Here is a 17,289-nt window from a genome sequence, read left to right on the forward strand (position 1 = left end):
GCGAGCAAGCTCGCTCCTACAGGCGGCAGGCTTGATCCCTGGCACTAGGCCGATTCATAGCTGCGGCGCGTGCGCTCTATCTCTTCGACCAACCGGTCAATGCCCGCCAACCGTGCTCGGTTGTCATGATCCCAAGGATGAAAGCCCGGCTTGAAATAATGCAGCCACGGCCGGAACATCCGTGGAAACACTCCCTTGGGCCCATACAAGAACTTCACCATGCGCCACAAGCCCTTCAGCGTGCCGCCCGAAGTGCGGTCGGCAATCAACAGGCGCACGTGAAAATCCAGCACCACCACCCAGAACAGCACGCTGGTGGTCAGCATGGTCCCCGTGCGCAGCAGGTAACGTGCAGGCCCTGGTTTGATCACCCTGTTCCACACATCGAACGCCACGGCTTTATGTTCGGTTTCTTCCAGGGCGTGCCAATACCACATCTGCTGGTACCCCTTGAGTGAGTCGCCAAAGCGCGACGGGTCGCTCAGCAGGATTTCGGCGAGCATTGCGGTGTAGTGCTCCAGGGCGATGGTCACCGCCAGGTTGAACGATGGCGGCAGGTGTTTTTTCTGCAGGTCGAGGAAGAACTTCAAGCGTCGGTCAAGGGTGTGTGCCGGCAGGCCGGCCGCTTGCAGCAAGTCGTTATACGCCACGTGTTCACGGCTGTGCATGGCCTCCTGGCCGATAAACCCCTGGATCTCTTTTTTCAGTTCGGCATCGTCGATCTGCCCACGGTAGTGGCGCACGCTGTCCATGAAGAACAGTTCGCCCTGGGGAAACAGCAATGACAGGGCATTGAAGAAATGGCTGACTACAGGCCCTTGTTCGTGCCAGTTCTTGATGCGCTCGGCAGGCAAGGCAAAACGGATATCGCGACGGATCGGCAACATGGTGCGTGCTCCTGTTCAGAGTCGGGGCTCGTCGTTGGTTTCAAACACTGGCGTGCGCGGCTTGGGCGCCATGCGCTTGCTGGCAAACACCACCAGGGCCTGATAGGCCGCCGGCAGGCAACGGGCGAGCAGATCGAGGAAATAGGCATCGCGGCCAATCAGCACGCGGCGCTTGTTTTTGCGTACGCCTTGCAAGATCACTTTGGCGGCCTGGTCGGCGTCGGTGATGAAGAGTTTTTCGAAATCGGCGCGGGCTTGTTGCTCGCTGTGGATGAGAAAGCCGGCCATGTTCGCGTCGATGCGGCTGCTGCGGCAGATATCGGTACGAATGCCGCCGGGGTGTACACAGGTGGCCGAGACGCCGCAGCGTTGCAGGTCGAGTTCCTGGCGCAAGGCTTCGGTGAAACCGCGCACGGCGAACTTGGTGGCGTTGTAGCCGCTCATGCCGGGCTGGGCGAACAGACCGAACACGCTGGACGTATTGATGATATGCCCGTCGCCGCAGGCCTTGAGGTACGGCAGGAATGCCTTGGTGCCATGCACCACTCCCCAGAAGTTGATGCCGACGATCCATTCCAGGTCGGTGTAATCCACGCCTTCGACGGTGCTCGACAGCGCCACCCCGGCATTATTGAAGACCAGGTTGACCTTGCCGTGCTCGGCCACGCAGCGTGCTGCCCAATCGTGCATGGCCTGGCGGTCGGACACGTCCAGCACTTGGGTGGTGACAGTGACGGGCGACAAGGTCGAGGTGCGGATCAGCGCCAGGGTCTGTTCCAGGCCCTGGCTGTTTTTGTCTGCCAGCGCCAAGTGACACCCTTCCCGCGCCAGGGCCAGGGCCAATGAGCGGCCCATGCCGGACGCCGCGCCGGTGATCGCCGCAACGCGGCCGTTGAATGACTTCATGACAGGCTGCCTTCTGTGGTGGAGTGGGGCGTTGCAACCGCTCGCGGCAGGGCGGGCGCCGGCGCCTGGCTGACGCTGTAGTCTTTGAGGGCAAAATGCCGGGTGATCTGCTTGAAGCGCCAGGTCGAGCCGGGCCACAGCGTGGTGTTCTTGCCGGTGCGCGGGTCGAGGTACCAGCTCTGGCAGCCGCCGGTGTTCCAGATGGTGCGCTTGAGCTTGTCCTGCAACTGCTGGTTGTAGGCGTGCTCCACGGCGGGCTTGACCTCTACCGTGGTAAGGCGCTGGCGCTGCATGTGTTTCAGGGCGTCGAGGATGTACGCGACCTGGGCCTCGATCATCAGGATCATCGAGTTATGCCCCAGGCCAGTATTGGGGCCCACGATCAGAAACAGGTTCGGGTAGCCCGGCACGGTGGTGCCTTTGTAGGCATGGGCGCCATCGCGCCAGGCATCCATCAGGTCGATGCCGTCACGGCCGATGATGCAGCCACGGGGCAACGGGTCGCTGGCCTGGAAACCCGTGCCGAAGATCAGGCAATCGGCGGGGTGCTTGATACCGTCGGCGGTAACCACGCCGTCGGCTTCGATGCGCAGTACGCTGTCGGTGACCACCTCGACATTGCTGCGCGAGAGTGCCGGGTAGTAATCGTTGGAGATCAACACCCGCTTGCAGCCGATGGTGTAGTCCGGCGTCAGGGTTTTGCGCAGGGAAGGGCGGGCCACTTGTTTGCGCAGATGACGCAGGGCGATTTTCTGCACCATTTTCATCAGGCGTGGATGCAGGGCAAAGCCCACCACACGGCCTTCCAGCGCCCAGTAAAGCGTAGCGCGCACCAGCTTTTGGGTGAGTGGTACATGCTTGAACAACCAGCGCTCGGCAGCGGAAATCGGCCGATCAGGCTTGGGCATGATCCACGGCGGTGTGCGCTGGAACAGGTCCAGATGCGCTACCTGCGGTGCGATCTGCGGCACGAACTGGATGGCGCTGGCACCGGTGCCGATCACCGCCACGCGCTTGCCCTTCAAGGAATACTCGTGATCCCACTGCTGGGAGTGAAAGCGCTTGCCCCTGAAGCTGTCCAACCCTGGGATGTCCGGCATTGCCGGGCGCGACAAGCCCCCCATGCCCGACACCAGCACCCGTGCGCTGACCTGGCGGCCGTCGCTGAAGGTCAGTTGCCAGCGCTGTTGTTGTTCATCAAACACCGCACGTTGCAGGCCCATGCCAAAGCGCAGGTAGGGCGCCAGCTCGAAGCGCCTGGCGCAGTCTTCCAGATAGGCGCGAATCTCGGGTTGCGCCGCGAACTGTCGCGTCCAGTTCGGGTTGGGCGCAAAGGAAAACGAATACACATGGGACTGCACGTCGCAGGCGCAACCTGGGTAGTGGTTGTCGCGCCACGTGCCGCCGAGGGTCTGGGCCTGTTCGGCGATAAAGAAGTCGGTGAGCCCGGCTTCCTTGAGTTTGATCGCCATGCACAGGCCCGCGAACCCGGAGCCAATGATGGCGATGTCGATTGAGTCACTGGGGGCATTCATAGGGCTGCCTCGTCAATAAAGCGCTTGGGCATCGGATGTGCTCCTGTTTTTGTTTTGTCTTTTAGATAGAACACCATTGCAAAGGAAAATTGAATTATTTATTTTAAAAAAGATTTTAAATAATCTACCTGAAAAATTCGCCTACGCTAGGGCCTTGTTACGCATGAGCGATTTGTCCGACGGACGAACGTGGTATGCATGAAGTCTAGGTCCAGGGCGTGGACGATGGCTGGGGTCAGATCAATTCCGGTCGGGTCGCCAGCAGCAGGGAAGCAGAGGACCGAGCTATGGCTGTCGAATGGGTTGTCGCTGCGGGAGTGCTGGCAGGCGCCAGTGCTGCGTTGTGGGGCTTGAGTGCCTGGATGACGCGGCGCATTGAAGCGACTGTGCCGATCAACGGGCGCTTCGTCGAGGTGGATGGCGAGCGCTTTCATTATGTCGAAGAGGGCAAGGGCCCGCCGCTGGTGATGATTCACGGGCTGATGGGCAGTAGTCGCAACCTGACCTATGCCTTGTCCGGTCAGTTGCGTGAGCATTTTCGGGTCATCAGCCTCGACCGGCCGGGCTCAGGCTATTCCACCCGGCACAGCGGTACGCCGGCAGACTTGCCGGCCCAGGCGCGACAAATCGCGGCCTTCATCAATACGCTGGATCTGGGCAAACCGCTGGTACTGGGGCACTCCCTGGGCGGCGCGATTGCCCTGGCGCTGGCCCTTGACCATCCCCATGCCGTATCCGGGCTGGTGCTGGTTGCGCCCTTGACTCACCCCCAACGCATGCTGCCGCTGGTGTTCCTGTCTCTGGCCGTGCGCCCTGCCTGGCTGCGGCGCTGGGTGGCGCACACCTTGACCCTGCCCATAGGCTTGCTGACCAAAGACTCGGTGGTGAAGGGCGTATTTGCCCCCGATCCTGCGCCACCAGACTTCGCCACCCGTGGCGGCGGTTTGCTGGGCATGCGTCCCGACAATTTCTACGCCGCGTCCACCGAGATCAACCGGGTCAACGACCACCTGCCGGAGATGGTCAAGCGCTACTCCCGATTGACCCTGCCCATCGGCCTGATCTACGGGGCGCAGGACAAGGTGCTCGACTTCCAGAAACACGGCCAGGCCCTGGCCAGCAAGGTGCCAGGGCTGAAAATGCAGGTGATTGAAGGCCGTGGGCATATGTTGCCGATCACCGCCACCGAGCGCGTGGCGGCGCTGGTGGAGCAGGTGGCCAAGCGGGCTCGACCCGGCGAGAGCGTACGGCCGTTAAACCCACCTGTCGCCCTGGCGAGCCAGTAACAGTGCCATCTGACTGCGGCGCCTGGCGTTGACGCCTGCCCCTGAGCACCTGACCAAACGGCTGAAAAGAGACTGCTCGGTCACGGAAAAAAGGGCTGGAGAAACTAGTTGACGACCTAACGATTCCGCGCTATTTATTTAAAAAAATTATTTCAATGTGTAATTTGAAATTATTTTTGAAATGCCTAAGAGCGAATAAAATAATGAAAAAAACGCCTTTTATCGCATGGTTGATTTCCCGGAGCAGTCAACGCTCCGTATACCTGTCGTCTGCCTCGTTGCCCACCGAATGCGTTCGGAGGCTGCCATGAACCAGACTCTGGCAGCCCCACATGTCTGGGCCGACGGCAAACGCCACCTGTGGTGGCTCGGCATCATGCCGCTGGCGACGCCCTTGCTCTCCGGTGCCCTTGCCATCACCACAGGCGTGCAACAATTGTGGTGGGTCGGCGTACTCGTGATCTTCGGCCTGATCCCGCTGATTGACGGCCTGCTCGGCGAAGACGTCAGCAACCCGCCCGAATCTGCGGTCAGCCACCTTGAATCCCAACGCTACTACCGCTGGATCGTCTACACCGGCGTGCTGTTTGTGATTGCCTCGGTGGTCATCACCGGTTGGCTCGCTGCGGGCGGTATCGACTGGATCATCAACGGCGGCCTGTTGCACGCCACGGCCACCCTGGAACCTTCTAACTGGCTGGCCAGGACCGCCGCGTTCATCACCGCACGCACTGAACTTCACGGTGCAGTCAGCTGGTCGACTTATGTGGGCATGGCCATGTCCACCGGTGCCGCCACCGGCATTGCCATCAATACCGCCCATGAACTGGGGCACAAACCCAAACCCCTGGAAGTGTTCCTGGCCAAGGTCACCCTGGCGCCGACCTTCTACGGTCACTTCTACACCGAACATAATCGTGGCCATCACGTACGGGTCGCCACTCCGGAAGACCCAGCCAGCTCGCGCCTCGGTGAAAGTTTCTGGGCATTCCTGCCGCGTTCGGTGTGGTTCAGCGCTGTGTCGGCCTGGAACCTGGAGCGCGAACGCCTGCGCAAACTCGGCCTGCCGGCCCTGCACTGGAAGAACGCCGTGCTCAGCGCCTGGATGTACAGCGTGGTGTTGTGGGGCGCGATGATTGCCTGGCTGGGGGCGGCGGTAATTCCGTTCCTGATTATCCAGGGCATCTACGGGTTCTCGTTGCTGGAAGTGGTGAACTACGTCGAGCATTACGGCCTCAAGCGTCAGAAGTTGCCCAATGGCCGTTATGAACGCTGCTCGCCGCGTCACTCGTGGAACAGTAATCGAATTGTCACCAATATCTTTCTGTTCCAGTTGCAGCGGCACTCCGATCACCATGCCAACCCCACCCGTAGTTATCAGTCGCTGCGTCACTTTGATGAATCACCGCAACTTCCGTATGGCTACGCCAGCATGATTGTCTGGGCGTATGTGCCGTACTTGTGGCGGCGGCGCATGGACCATCGCGTACTGAATCACTATGCCGGTGATATCAACTTGACCAATCTTCAACCGTCAAAACGCTTGAAGTACCTGGAGAAGTACAGCGGCAGTGCCAAGCCGTTTTGAGATGAAGTAAGCCTTCAGGGCGTACTCGGGATCTGTGTATCGCGCAGGTCCTTGTCGCCCGGCGTTTTGAGTGCAAGAACCTGGTTTGACCCTACAACAATAATTTCAAGGGAAGGACGTACACCATGCAAAGTTCTGCCAAGTTCACCGCCCACATCCTGTTGGCGGCCATGGGTTTGATTGCTTACCACCAGGCCCAGGCTGCGCGTATCGAACCCGCTGGCAGTGCCTTCACCGCCCAAGGACCTATCAGCTTTTCCAAAGGCAAGCTCATCAGTGCCGACTGCACCATCAAGGTAGCCGGCAAGGTTGCAGCCGATGGTTCATCGGTGAATGTCGACAAAGTCGAGTTCGACGGTGGCCTCAAGTGCAGCCGTGTCGAAGCCATCAACTTGCCTTGGGTGTTAATCGCCAAAGATACAAAAAGCGGCTCCATGTCGAAGATCAGCGTGGACGTGCATGCCTTTGGCCTGGGCGGCAAGTGTGGGCCGTCGACGGCCGACGGAACTTGGGATAACGCCACCGGCAAGTTGGAAGCCGCTGATGTTGCGATTGGCGAAGACTGCAAGATCAAGACGGTGTCGATCAAGATGCCGCCCAACTTCAAAGTTGTCGAATAACACGTTCCGACAGTTGTAGCGGTAAATGCATTGAAATTTGGCTGGAAAGGGAAGTTCTGCAGTTTCACCGTGACCTCTCGATCATGGCCATTACCCCTGGCGAAATGAATCGCCTTAACATGTGAGGAAAAACAATGAAAAGCTTGAAAACCCTCGTTTGTGCAACTTCGTTTGCTCTGTGCTTTGGTGCCGCCTCCATGGCGAGCGCGGCTTCCGTTTCTCCAGACGGTCCGTTCTCGACTAATGCCGGTACCATCGTGGTGAAGTCGCCCTCATCCTTTGGTGCGGCAGTGACTTGCGGCATTACCTTTACCGGCAACGTTAGCGGTGGCGTGGCTTCTATCAACGGTGCTTCCTTGACCGGCGGCGGCCTGTGCGCACTGCCCACGCTGACTAACCTGCCTTGGGTTCTTACCGCTGCGACGGGCACCACCGGCACCGTGACCAACGTAGGCTACAAAATCTCCTCGATTCCGGCCACTAACTGCGGCCCTACCACCATTGCCGTGGCTTGGACTCCTGGTACCAAAACACTTTCGGCTACCAATCAGTCGCTGACCGGCAACTGCACTGTCGTATCGCTGAATGTTGTTGCCCCGACGCTGACGGTTAACCCGTAAGCATGTGACTCCAGAGGGCTGATCACCCGTTGAAAGGCCGATGCCTCATGCGAGGCATCGGTTGGGCAGGGTACTTACGGTCTGCCTACGGCCACACGACCCACCGGCAGGGGCCGGGCGAAATAATAATAAGGAGCAGCGCATGAACAATAAGAAACAACACGCTCACACGTTACTGGGGTTGGCGCTGTTGGGAGGCTTGATGACCACAGGAAATGTGCAGGCGGGCGGCTTCTCCACGCCAACCTACGGTGCGCCTGGCTGGGGGCGCGCGTTTGGTGGCGGTTCATTGTTCAAGAACGACCCCAGTGCCGCGTACAACAACCCGGCGGCCATGGCGTTCATCGATTCAACCATCGTGCAGCAGACCGTCGATTACGCCCGGATCAAGATCAAATATTCTGGCCAGGCGTATGACCATAACGGTAACCCGGTGACCAATACGCCGGTGCTGGATGATCAGGGCAACCTGGGCGATCCGACGCTGAATACGAATAACGGCGGCCAGGGTGGTTTCACCGCATGGCTACCTACTGGCTTTATGGTCATGCCCATCGGCGACCGTTTTGCTTTTGGCCTGAGCCAAGTCGTACCGCAAGGCATGAAAAGTACGTGGAACGAAAACTCTAAGCTGCGAGATTTCGCCGTTGACACCAAGATCGAGACCATTGGCCTGACAGGCTCCTTGTCATTCAAGGTCAATGATGAGTTTTCCGTCGGTGCCGGTGCCATCGTTCAACGTAGCCAAGGGAACGTCAGCCAGAACGTTGACCTGTTGGCTGCTGCGGATGTCTCTCCCGGTCTGGGAGGCACCGGTTTTCCGACCGGCGTCGGGCATTCCTTGATACGCGTGAAAGTCGACAATATCTCAGTGGGCTGGTTTGGCGGCGTGGTTTGGAAGCCGACAGCGCAAGACACGCTGGGCGTGAATTATCACGCCAAGATCAAAAACAAGATGACGGGCAAGTACGACGTTTATACAGACGCGATTGGCCGTAACGCGATGACCAACCCGATTGGTCCGAACGGCGAAACGCTGGTTGAAATGGCCTACCCTGGTCTCAAACTGTTCCCGGATGGCGCGCATGCCAGTGCTCAATTGGATATCCCAGCGACGGCGGCGATTGACTGGGTCCACCAGTTCAATGATCGCTGGACGCTGGGCGTGAGTGCGCAGTGGACAGAGTGGTCCTCGTTCAAGGACCTCACGCTCAAGTCACAAGGCTCGACCATCGTTGCCATACCCTACAACTACAAGAACGCGTGGATGACTTCTATCGGCGGCGACTACAAAGCGACCGACGAACTCACCCTGCGTGCCGGCGTGGCTTACGACCAGACACCGACCCGAAACTCCACCCGTGACCCTCGGATCCCCGACGGGGATCGCTACTTCCTTGCGTTCGGTGCAGGTTATGACATCAAGGCGGTACCAGGCCTGTCGGTGGATGCCGCCTACTCGCACCAGTTTGTCGAAAAGGTCAATCTGAAGACCAAGAACGTTGACCGCCTTGGAGGCGCGCAGCTGGACGGCAAAGCTGAATCCTCAGGTGACGTGGTCAGCCTGTCGGCGACTTATAAGTTCTGAGGCGCGTGCAAGGCAGGGCACTCAGCGCATCTGGAGGCCTTGCCATGGCTGTTGTTTTCGGCGACGTGCGTTGATTCCTTCTTTCGTCAGGCTGACCCGGTCAGCCTATTTTTTCGGCAAGAGATTAAATAAAAATTTCAAAACAAAATTTGAATTAATGATTTGAAGTTTGTAGTGTGGTTTCACGTCCTGAATCAAGTAGAGGTCTCCCCCATGCTTATCTGGTTATTGGTGGGTATCGCAGCAGCGATTGCCCTGGCTTACCGACAAGCCGCTGCCGCCCTGTGGCTAAGCGCCGGCATCCTCTGGCTGGCGGTTGGTTACCTGTTCAACGCAGTGGCCGTGCCAGGCATTGCCCTGGCGGCAGTGTTGGTGGTGCTGCCCGCCTTGGTGCTGGCAATCAAACCCCTGCGCCGCAAGCTGCTGACCACCAAGGCCTTGGGCCTGTTTCGTACAATCATGCCGGCGATGTCCGATACCGAGCGTGCGGCTATCGAGTCCGGCACCGTGTGGTGGGATGCCGAGCTGTTCAGCGGCAAGCCCGACTGGCAGCGTCTGCTGCAAGCCGCGCCGGCCAGCCTGAGCGCGGAGGAGCAAGCCTTCCTCGACAACGAAGTCGAAACCCTGTGCGACATCGCCAACGACTGGGAAACCACGCAGGTCTGGCAGGACATGTCCCCCGAAGGCTGGCAGTACACCAAGGATGCCGGGTTCCTCGGCATGATCATTCCCAAGCAGTACGGCGGCAAAGGCTTCTCCCACTACGCCCATTCCCAAGTGGTGATGAAGCTGTCGACACGCTGCTCGGCGGCAGCGATTTCGGTGATGGTCCCCAATTCCCTGGGCCCGGCCGAGCTGCTGCTGCGTTACGGCACCGACGCCCAGCGCAACTACTACCTGCCGCGCCTGGCACGCGGTGACGACATTCCGTGTTTCGCCCTGACCAGCCCTTATGCCGGCTCGGATGCAGGCGCGATCCCCGACCTGGGCATTGTCTGCAAAGGCATGCATGAGGGCGAGGAAGTACTGGGTTTCAAAGTGACCTGGGACAAGCGCTACATCACCCTTGGCCCGATTGCCACGGTGCTGGGCCTGGCGTTCCGCGCCGAAGACCCGCAGGGCTTGCTTGGCGCGCCAGGTTCCCTGGGCATTACCTGTGCGTTGATCCCCACCTCCCATCCAGGGGTAAACAGCGGCCGGCGTCACTGGCCGTTGAATGCGGTTTTCCAGAATGGCCCAACCACCGGCAAGGATGTGTTCATTCCCTTGGAGTGGGTGATCGGCGGCCGCGAACAAATCGGCAACGGTTGGCGCATGTTGATGGAGTGCCTGGCGGCAGGTCGGGCGATTTCCCTGCCTTCGGCCAACGTCGGCCTGGGTAAAGTGGCGGTGCGCGGTACCACAGCCTATGCGGCGATGCGCAAGCAATTCGGCCTGCCCATCGGCAAGTTCGAAGGTGTACAGGCGCCGCTGGCGCGCATGGCCGGGCATCTGTATGCCTGCGATGCGGTGCGCAAGGTGTCGGTGGCGTCCCTGGACGCCGGCGAGAAACCGTCGGTGATCTCGGCCATTGCCAAGTACCACGTCACAGAGCGGGCGCGCATCATCGTCAACGACGGCATGGACATCGTCGCCGGCAAAGGCATCTGCATGGGCCCCAATAACTTCCTCGCCCGTGCCTACCAGCAAAGTCCCATCGCCATTACGGTGGAGGGCGCGAACATCATGACCCGATGCCTGATCATCTTTGGCCAGGGCTTGATTCGTTGCCATCCCTACGTGTTCCGCGAGATGGAGGCGGCGCACAACCCCGACCGGCGCAAGGCACTGGAAGACTTCGACAGCGCAATGTTTGGCCATGTGAGTTTTGTAGTAGCCAACACCGTACGCGCAGCGGTGCATGCCGTGACCGGCGGGCGCCTGATTGCGGCCCCGGCCAAGACCGACCCGGCGCTGGCTGCCTACTACCGCCAGGCCAATCGGCTGTCGGTGGTGCTGGCGCTGATCTCGGATATCTCCATGGGCGTGCTGGGCGGTGCCCTCAAGCGCAAGGAAAGTATTACCGGGCGCCTGGGGGATATTTTGTCGCAGCTGTACATCCTGTCTTGCGTGCTCAAGCGCTTCGAGGATGACGGTAGGCCCCAGGCGGACTTGCCGCTGGTGCACTGGGCGGCCCAGGACGCCTTGTTGCGCGCCCACGAAGCCTTGGCCGAAGTGCTCGACAACTACCCTTCAAAACCCGCAGCAGCAGTAGTGCGCACCTTGAGCTTTCCGTTTGGCATCCCGCTGCGCAAACCGTCGGACCGCCTGTTGGCGCAGGTGGCGGAGGTGGTGCAGACCCCTGGCGAGACCCGCGACCGTTTGCTGGCCAACTCCTACATCCCACGTGCGGAAGTCGACAAGCTGGCCTACGGCGAATTGGGTTTCCGTTTGCTGCCCCAAGTGGAGCTGATCGAGGCGCGGCTCAAGCCCGCCATCAAGCAAGGTCTGCTCGGCCCGCTGCCGATTTCTGCCACGGCCTTCACCGATTGGCGCGTGAAGGCGCGGGCGCTGGATTTGATCAGCGACGACGAAGACGCCTTGCTGGCGCGCTATGTGGAATACGCCGACCACGGTATCCAGGTGGACGACTTTCCCCAGGACTTTGGTTTGCTGGAGGCTCTGCAGCAGCGTAAGCAGGCGCTCGAACCGGTGGCCAAACGGCGCAGCGTCCCGGTCAATTAAGAGAAAACCCGGTCCACAGGTGGGAACTGCTTGCCTTGAATACCAGGCAGAAGGCTTTTTGTAGGAGCGAGCTTGCTCGCGAAGAACTCACAGGCGCCGCGTTGATTCAGGAAGCCAGCGTTATCGTTGACGTTTTTCGCGAGCAAGCTCGCTCCTACAGAGGGCGATCCAGTTCCCCACATTTGACCGGTTTATCAGGCAAGAACTGTGTTGTGAGTGGACTCCTTATGAGTGACAGCTACCTTTCGTTCGTCAATTCCCCCTGGGGCCGGCGTCTGGCCCAGGCGGTCGGCTTGCCGCAACCCTTGCCCCTGCAACGGCATCGCAGCGGCCAGGCCGGCCTGGCTAATCCTGTGATCATCGCCGGGGCAGGGCGCCTGGTGGCCTCGGTGCAGCGCGTGTTCAGCGCCACCGACACCGTCGCCGCGAGCCCGGCGACGCTCAAGGCACCGTCCACGGTCAAGGTGCAAGGCGCGGTGTTCGACGCCAGCGGCGTGACCGACCTGCAACAGTTGGATGAGCTTTACCTGTTCTTTCACAGCAATGCCAAGCGCCTCAGCCAGCATGGCCGAGTAGTGGTGCTCGGCACGGCACCCGAGCATTGCGACGACTTGCCCCAGGCCATCGCCCAACGCGCCCTTGAAGGCTTGGTGCGTTCGCTGGCCAAGGAACTGCGCCGCGCGATCACCGTGCAACTGCTGTACGTGGCGCCGGGCGCGGAAGACGCGCTGGACAGCAGCCTGGGGTTTTTCCTGTCGCGCCGTTCCGCCTATGTCTCGGGGCAGGTGGTGCGCCTGGAAAAACCGGTCGATGGCCATGCCGCCATCAACTGGGACAAACCCTTTGCCGGCAAACGCGCCCTGGTCACCGGCGCCTCCCGTGGCATCGGCCTGGCGATTGCCCAGGTGCTGGCGCGGGACGGTGCCCATGTGGTGTGTGTGGACGTGCCCCAGGCCCAGGAAGCCTTGCAGCAGGCGGCGACCAGCGTGGGCGGTTCGGCGTTGCCTCTGGATATTACCGCCGCCGACACCGCCTCACTGTTGCAAACCCACGTCAGCCAATACGGCGCCTTTGATGTGGTGGTGCACAACGCCGGGATCACCCGCGACAAGACCATCGCCAAAATGACCGAGGGCGCCTGGCGCAGTGTGCTGGCGGTCAATCTCGAAGCGCCGTGGCAGCTCAGTGAGGCCTTGCTCGACAGTCAGGGTTTGAACCCTGGTGGGCGCATTGTGTGCGTGTCGTCGATTTCCGGTATCGCCGGCAACCTGGGGCAGAGCAACTACGCCACGTCCAAGGCCGGTGTGATAGGCCTGGTACAGGGCCTGGCACCGCGTGCGGCAGCCCGGCAGGTCACGGTGAACGCGGTGGCGCCCGGCTTTATCGAGACCCAGATGACCGCGAAGATCCCGCTGATGATCCGCGAAGCGGGGCGGCGCATGAATTCGTTGTCCCAGGGCGGGCAACCCATCGACGTGGCCGAGACCATTGCCTGGCTGGCGCATCCGGCGTCGGGCGGCGTCAATGGCCAGGTGGTGCGGGTGTGCGGCCAAAGCCTGTTGGGAGCCTGACCGATGGACTACGTGACGCAGATTATCGACCCACCGCCGTCGCGCACGCAGTTGTTGCTCGACGGCCTGCGCGCCTTGCGCAAACCCAAACTCGACGGTGCGCCGCCATTGCCTGCAGCACGCCTGGTGCGCAGCGCGGTGGAGCTTTCGTCGGCCGGTATCGCCGCTTACGCACGGGCGTGCGGTTTTCGTCGCGAGCAGGGCGTGCCATTGTCCTATCCCCATGTGCTGGCGTTCCCACTGCACCTCATGCTGCTGACTCGGCCAAGTTTCCCGTACCCGGCCAGTGGCATGGTGCACCTGGCCAATCGTATTCGTCAGCACCAGCGCTTGCACGAGGGCCAGGCGGTGCGCCTGGAGGTGTATTGCGAACGCTGGGTGGCCCATCCAAAAGGGCAGGCCTTGAGCATTGCTACCCGTGCCTACAGCCAGGAAACCCTGGTGTGGGAAAGCGACAGTCTGTATTTGCGCCGTGACGTCAGCAATCCGGTGGGTGAACCCTGGAATGACCCTCTGCCGCTGCAGGAAGACGGCCTGTTACGCACCCAGCGTTGGGTACTGCCCGCCGACCTGGGGCGACGCTTTGCCAAGGTCTCGGGGGATTTCAATCCCATTCACACGTCGGTCATCGGTGCCAGGCTCTTCGGCTTTCGTCGCGCCATCGCCCATGGCATGTGGACCCTGGGTCGCGCATTGGCAGCGCAACAGCCGCCCGGTGGCCTGGACCAGGCCGAGGCCCATTGCGACTTCAAATTGCCGATCTTCCTGCCCGGCCAGGTAGCCCTGTGGGGCCACCCCGTGAGCGGGCCACGACGCGAGTTCGAAGTGCGCAATTTCGCCGGGGACAAGCCCCATATGCGCGGGCTATTCATTTGGAAAGAGAGCCAGCAATGAGTGACCACAGTTTTACCCCAGCCCCGACCCGCCGCGTGGCGATTATCGGCGGCAACCGTATTCCATTTGCGCGCTCCAACACGGTGTATGCCCACGACAGTAACCAGGACCTGCTGGTCGCCGCCCTGCAAGGATTGGTGGAGCGCTACAACCTGCACGGCCAACGCCTGGGTGAGTTTGCCGCCGGAGCGGTGATCAAGCACTCACGGGATTTCAACCTGGCCCGCGAGGCGCTGTTGTCCACCACGTTGTCTGCGCAAACCCCTGCCTATGATGTGCAACAAGCCTGTGGCACAGGGCTTGAAGCTGCGCTGCTGGTGGCGAATAAAATCGCCCTCGGCCAGATCGAAGTGGGCGTTGCCGGTGGTGCCGACACCACCTCCGACGCGCCCATTGGCATCAACGAATCCTTGCGCCATACCTTGCTTGCGGCCAATCGCGCCAAAAGCCTGGGCGACAAGCTCAAGGCCTTGATGAAAGTACGCCCATCGATGCTGTTCAAACCGTTGCTGCCGCGCAATGGCGAGCCGCGCACCGGCCTGTCCATGGGCGAACACTGCGAAGAAATGGCCAAGCGCTGGCAGATCAAGCGCCTGGCCCAGGACGAGCTGACCCTCACCAGCCACCAGCGCCTGGATGCAGCTTATAAGCGCGGCTTCTTCGACGACCTGATCAGCCCCCATCGCGGCTTGGCCCGTGACAACAACCTGCGTGCCGATATCAGCCTGGAAAAGCTCGCCGGCTTGTCGCCGGCCTTCGACCGCCAGAACGGCACGCTCACCGCCGGCAACTCCACGCCCCTGACCGATGGCGCCTCGGTGGTGCTGCTGGCCAGTGAAGAATGGGCCGCCGCCAATGGCTGGCCGGTGTTGGCCTACTTGCGCACCGGCGAAACGGCTGCGGTGAATTTTGTCGACGGCACCGAGGGCCTGCTGATGGCGCCGGCTTACGCCGTGCCACGCATGCTTGCGCGTGAAGGCTTGAGGTTTGCCGACTTCGATTTCTTCGAGGTCCACGAAGCGTTCGCCGCCCAGGTGTTGTGCACGCTCAAGGCGTGGGAAGACCCGCAGTATTGCCGCGAGCGACTCGGCCTTGACGCCCCCCTGGGCGCCATCGACCGGGCCAAGATGAACGTCAACGGCGGCTCACTGGGCTGCGGCCATCCCTTTGCGGCCACCGGTGGCCGGCAACTGGCGGCGCTGGCCAAGGCCATCCATGAACGCGGTGGCGGTCGCGGCCTGATTTCGATCTGCGCGGCGGGTGGGTTGGGCATCACCGCCATCGTCGAAAAGTAGCGCTATCAAAAACAACAATAAGGACACTGCGATGAACGCTATCAGCCTGGAACACACCGAACGCATTTGGTTGAACACTTACCTGCCCGGCGTGCCAGCGGACATTGACGCCGGGATCGAGGACTACCCGTCGCTGCGCGAAGTGTTCCTGGAGCACCTGGAAAAATTCCGTGAACGGGTGGCCTACGTCAGCATCGGCACCGAAATGACCTATGCCGACTGGCGCACCCAGGGCATTGCCTTTGCCGCCTGGCTGCAGGACCAGGGCGTGAAGAAGGGCGACCGCGTGGCCCTGATGATGCCCAACTGCTTGCAGTACCCGATCTGCCTGCTGGGCACGATCCTGGCCGGGGCGGTGGTGGTCAACGTCAACCCGTTGTACACCGCCCACGAATTCAAGCACCTGCTCAAGGACAGTGGCGCCGAAACCGTGGTGATCTTCGAAAATTTCGCGCATACCCTGGAAAAAGCCATGGTGGGCAGCAGCGTCAAGCGAGTGGTGGTCGCGGCCATTGGCGACTTGCTGGGCACCTTCAAGGGCGCGGCAATGAACTTCATCCTGCGCAGCGTGCAGAAGCAGGTACCGGCCTTCAGGTTGCCCGGTTCGCTGCGTTTCAACCAGGTGCTCAAACAGGGCAGGGCCATGCACCATTTGCCGGTCAGCCTGCACCGCGATGAACTGGCCTTCCTGCAATACACCGGCGGCACCACCGGCGATGCCAAGGGCGTGATGCTCAGCCATCGCAATATCATTGCCAACCTGCTGCAAGCCAAGGCCTGGGTCGGTGACCAGTTAAACCTGCACAAGCAGGAAACCAACGTGACCTTGCTGCCGCTGTACCACATCTTCTCACTGACGGTGAACTGCCTGATGTTCATGTGCCTGGGCGGGCGCAATATCCTCATCGCCAACCCTCGGGACGTGAAGCGCGTGCAAATGATCCTGCGCAAGGAACGCTTCAATGGCATTGCCGGGGTGAACACGCTGTTCAATGGGTTGCTGGAGAACAAGGAGTTCTGTGCGCGGGACTTTTCCGATTTGCGCCTGGTGATTGCTGGCGGCATGGCCACCCACACCGCGGTGGCCAAGCGCTGGAAGGAGGTGACCGGGCTGCCGATCATCGAAGGCTATGGGCTGACCGAATGCTCGCCCGTGGTGAGCATCAGCCCTATTGATATTTCCCGCATGCGCGAGATGGAATTCACCGGCAGCATTGGCGTGCCATTGCCCTCTACCTGGGTGCGCTTCGTACGCGAAGACGGCGAACTGGCGGATATCGGCGAGCAGGGCGAGTTGCAAGTACGTGGGCCGCAAGTGATGCAGGGCTACTGGCAACGGCCGAAGGAAACCGCCGAGGTGCTGGATGCCGAGGGCTGGCTGTCTACCGGGGATATCGGTGTGATGGACGCACGCGGGTATATCCGCCTGGTGGACCGCAAGAAGGACATGATCCTGGTCTCGGGCTTCAACGTGTACCCCAATGAAATCGAGGACGTGGTGGCCATGCACCCTGGGGTCGCCGAAGTGGCCGCCATTGGTGTGGAAGATGCGGTGACCGGGGAGAAAGTCAAGATCATCGTCGTGCGCAAGGACCCGAGCCTGACACAGGAGCAGATTCTTGCTCACTGCCGAGAGTACCTGACGGGGTACAAGCTGCCAAAGTATGTGGAGTTTCGCACCACGGAACTGCCCAAGACCACGGTGGGCAAAGTGCTGCGTCGGGCCTTGCGCTGATTGAATGGTTCAGATGACCAAATGTAGGAGCGGGCTTACT

Annotated in this window: 13 protein-coding genes; 10 read left to right on the forward strand and 3 right to left on the reverse strand. The window is 60.9% G+C overall.

Annotation, left to right across the window (positions count from 1 at the left end; genetic code table 11):
* Positions 1-44: 44 nt before the first annotated feature.
* The 3 genes from HU730_RS16190 to HU730_RS16200 are packed head-to-tail and all read right to left on the reverse strand — an operon-like array spanning position 45 to position 3,328.
* On the reverse strand, positions 45-887 hold the full coding sequence (locus tag HU730_RS16190) for a metal-dependent hydrolase (protein ID WP_034126050.1): 843 nt from the start codon (positions 885-887) through the stop codon (positions 45-47).
* Positions 888-902: 15 nt separating this feature from the next.
* Entirely contained in the window at positions 903-1,793 is an 891-nt protein-coding gene (locus tag HU730_RS16195; protein WP_186527384.1) for an SDR family NAD(P)-dependent oxidoreductase, read from the reverse strand.
* Positions 1,790-3,328: an NAD(P)/FAD-dependent oxidoreductase gene (locus HU730_RS16200; RefSeq protein ID WP_186527383.1), complete on the reverse strand. Its 1,539-nt coding sequence runs from the start codon at positions 3,326-3,328 to the stop codon at positions 1,790-1,792. Before HU730_RS16200 ends, HU730_RS16195 begins: the two co-directional genes overlap by 4 nt.
* Positions 3,329-3,615: 287 nt before the next feature.
* On the opposite strand from HU730_RS16200, the gene HU730_RS16205 reads away from it, so the two are divergent.
* The 10 genes from HU730_RS16205 to HU730_RS16250 all read left to right on the forward strand — a co-directional run bounded on the left by HU730_RS16205 (position 3,616) and on the right by HU730_RS16250 (position 17,249).
* Complete coding sequence (locus HU730_RS16205; RefSeq protein WP_186527382.1) at positions 3,616-4,614, forward strand: alpha/beta hydrolase; 999 nt, start codon at positions 3,616-3,618, stop codon at positions 4,612-4,614.
* A gap of 307 nt (positions 4,615-4,921) precedes the next feature.
* Positions 4,922-6,202 carry an alkane 1-monooxygenase gene (locus HU730_RS16210; protein ID WP_186527381.1) on the forward strand — a complete coding sequence of 427 codons (1,281 nt, stop codon included), beginning with the start codon at positions 4,922-4,924 and terminating at the stop codon, positions 6,200-6,202.
* Positions 6,203-6,327: 125 nt separating this feature from the next.
* Complete coding sequence (praA, locus tag HU730_RS16215) at positions 6,328-6,822, forward strand: alkane oxidation protein activator PraA (protein ID WP_014718292.1); 495 nt, start codon at positions 6,328-6,330, stop codon at positions 6,820-6,822.
* A 134-nt stretch (positions 6,823-6,956) separates the two neighbouring features.
* Positions 6,957-7,442: an alkane oxidation protein activator PraB gene (praB, locus tag HU730_RS16220; RefSeq protein ID WP_014718293.1), complete on the forward strand. Its 486-nt coding sequence runs from the start codon at positions 6,957-6,959 to the stop codon at positions 7,440-7,442.
* A gap of 142 nt (positions 7,443-7,584) precedes the next feature.
* Positions 7,585-9,030 carry an outer membrane protein transport protein gene (locus HU730_RS16225; protein WP_072448441.1) on the forward strand — a complete coding sequence of 482 codons (1,446 nt, stop codon included), beginning with the start codon at positions 7,585-7,587 and terminating at the stop codon, positions 9,028-9,030.
* Positions 9,031-9,243: 213 nt separating this feature from the next.
* The gene (locus HU730_RS16230) at positions 9,244-11,754 is read left to right on the forward strand and encodes an acyl-CoA dehydrogenase (protein ID WP_186527380.1); all 2,511 of its coding nucleotides are present in this window, start codon (positions 9,244-9,246) and stop codon (positions 11,752-11,754) included.
* A 227-nt stretch (positions 11,755-11,981) separates the two neighbouring features.
* Positions 11,982-13,325, forward strand: coding sequence for a 3-oxoacyl-ACP reductase (locus HU730_RS16235; RefSeq protein WP_034126041.1), 1,344 nt, complete (start codon positions 11,982-11,984; stop codon positions 13,323-13,325).
* Positions 13,326-13,328: 3 nt separating this feature from the next.
* Positions 13,329-14,219: a MaoC/PaaZ C-terminal domain-containing protein gene (locus HU730_RS16240; RefSeq protein ID WP_186527379.1), complete on the forward strand. Its 891-nt coding sequence runs from the start codon at positions 13,329-13,331 to the stop codon at positions 14,217-14,219.
* A complete protein-coding gene (locus tag HU730_RS16245; protein ID WP_186527378.1) occupies positions 14,216-15,514 on the forward strand; it encodes an acetyl-CoA C-acetyltransferase in 1,299 nt (432 codons plus the stop codon). Before HU730_RS16240 ends, HU730_RS16245 begins: the two co-directional genes overlap by 4 nt.
* Positions 15,515-15,545: 31 nt before the next feature.
* Positions 15,546-17,249, forward strand: coding sequence for an AMP-binding protein (locus HU730_RS16250; RefSeq protein ID WP_186527377.1), 1,704 nt, complete (start codon positions 15,546-15,548; stop codon positions 17,247-17,249).
* Positions 17,250-17,289 lie beyond the last annotated feature (40 nt).

Origin of the sequence: Pseudomonas sp. SWRI22 (genome assembly GCF_014268395.2) — a bacterium.
In the GTDB taxonomy this organism is placed as follows: domain Bacteria; phylum Pseudomonadota; class Gammaproteobacteria; order Pseudomonadales; family Pseudomonadaceae; genus Aquipseudomonas; species Aquipseudomonas paracarnis.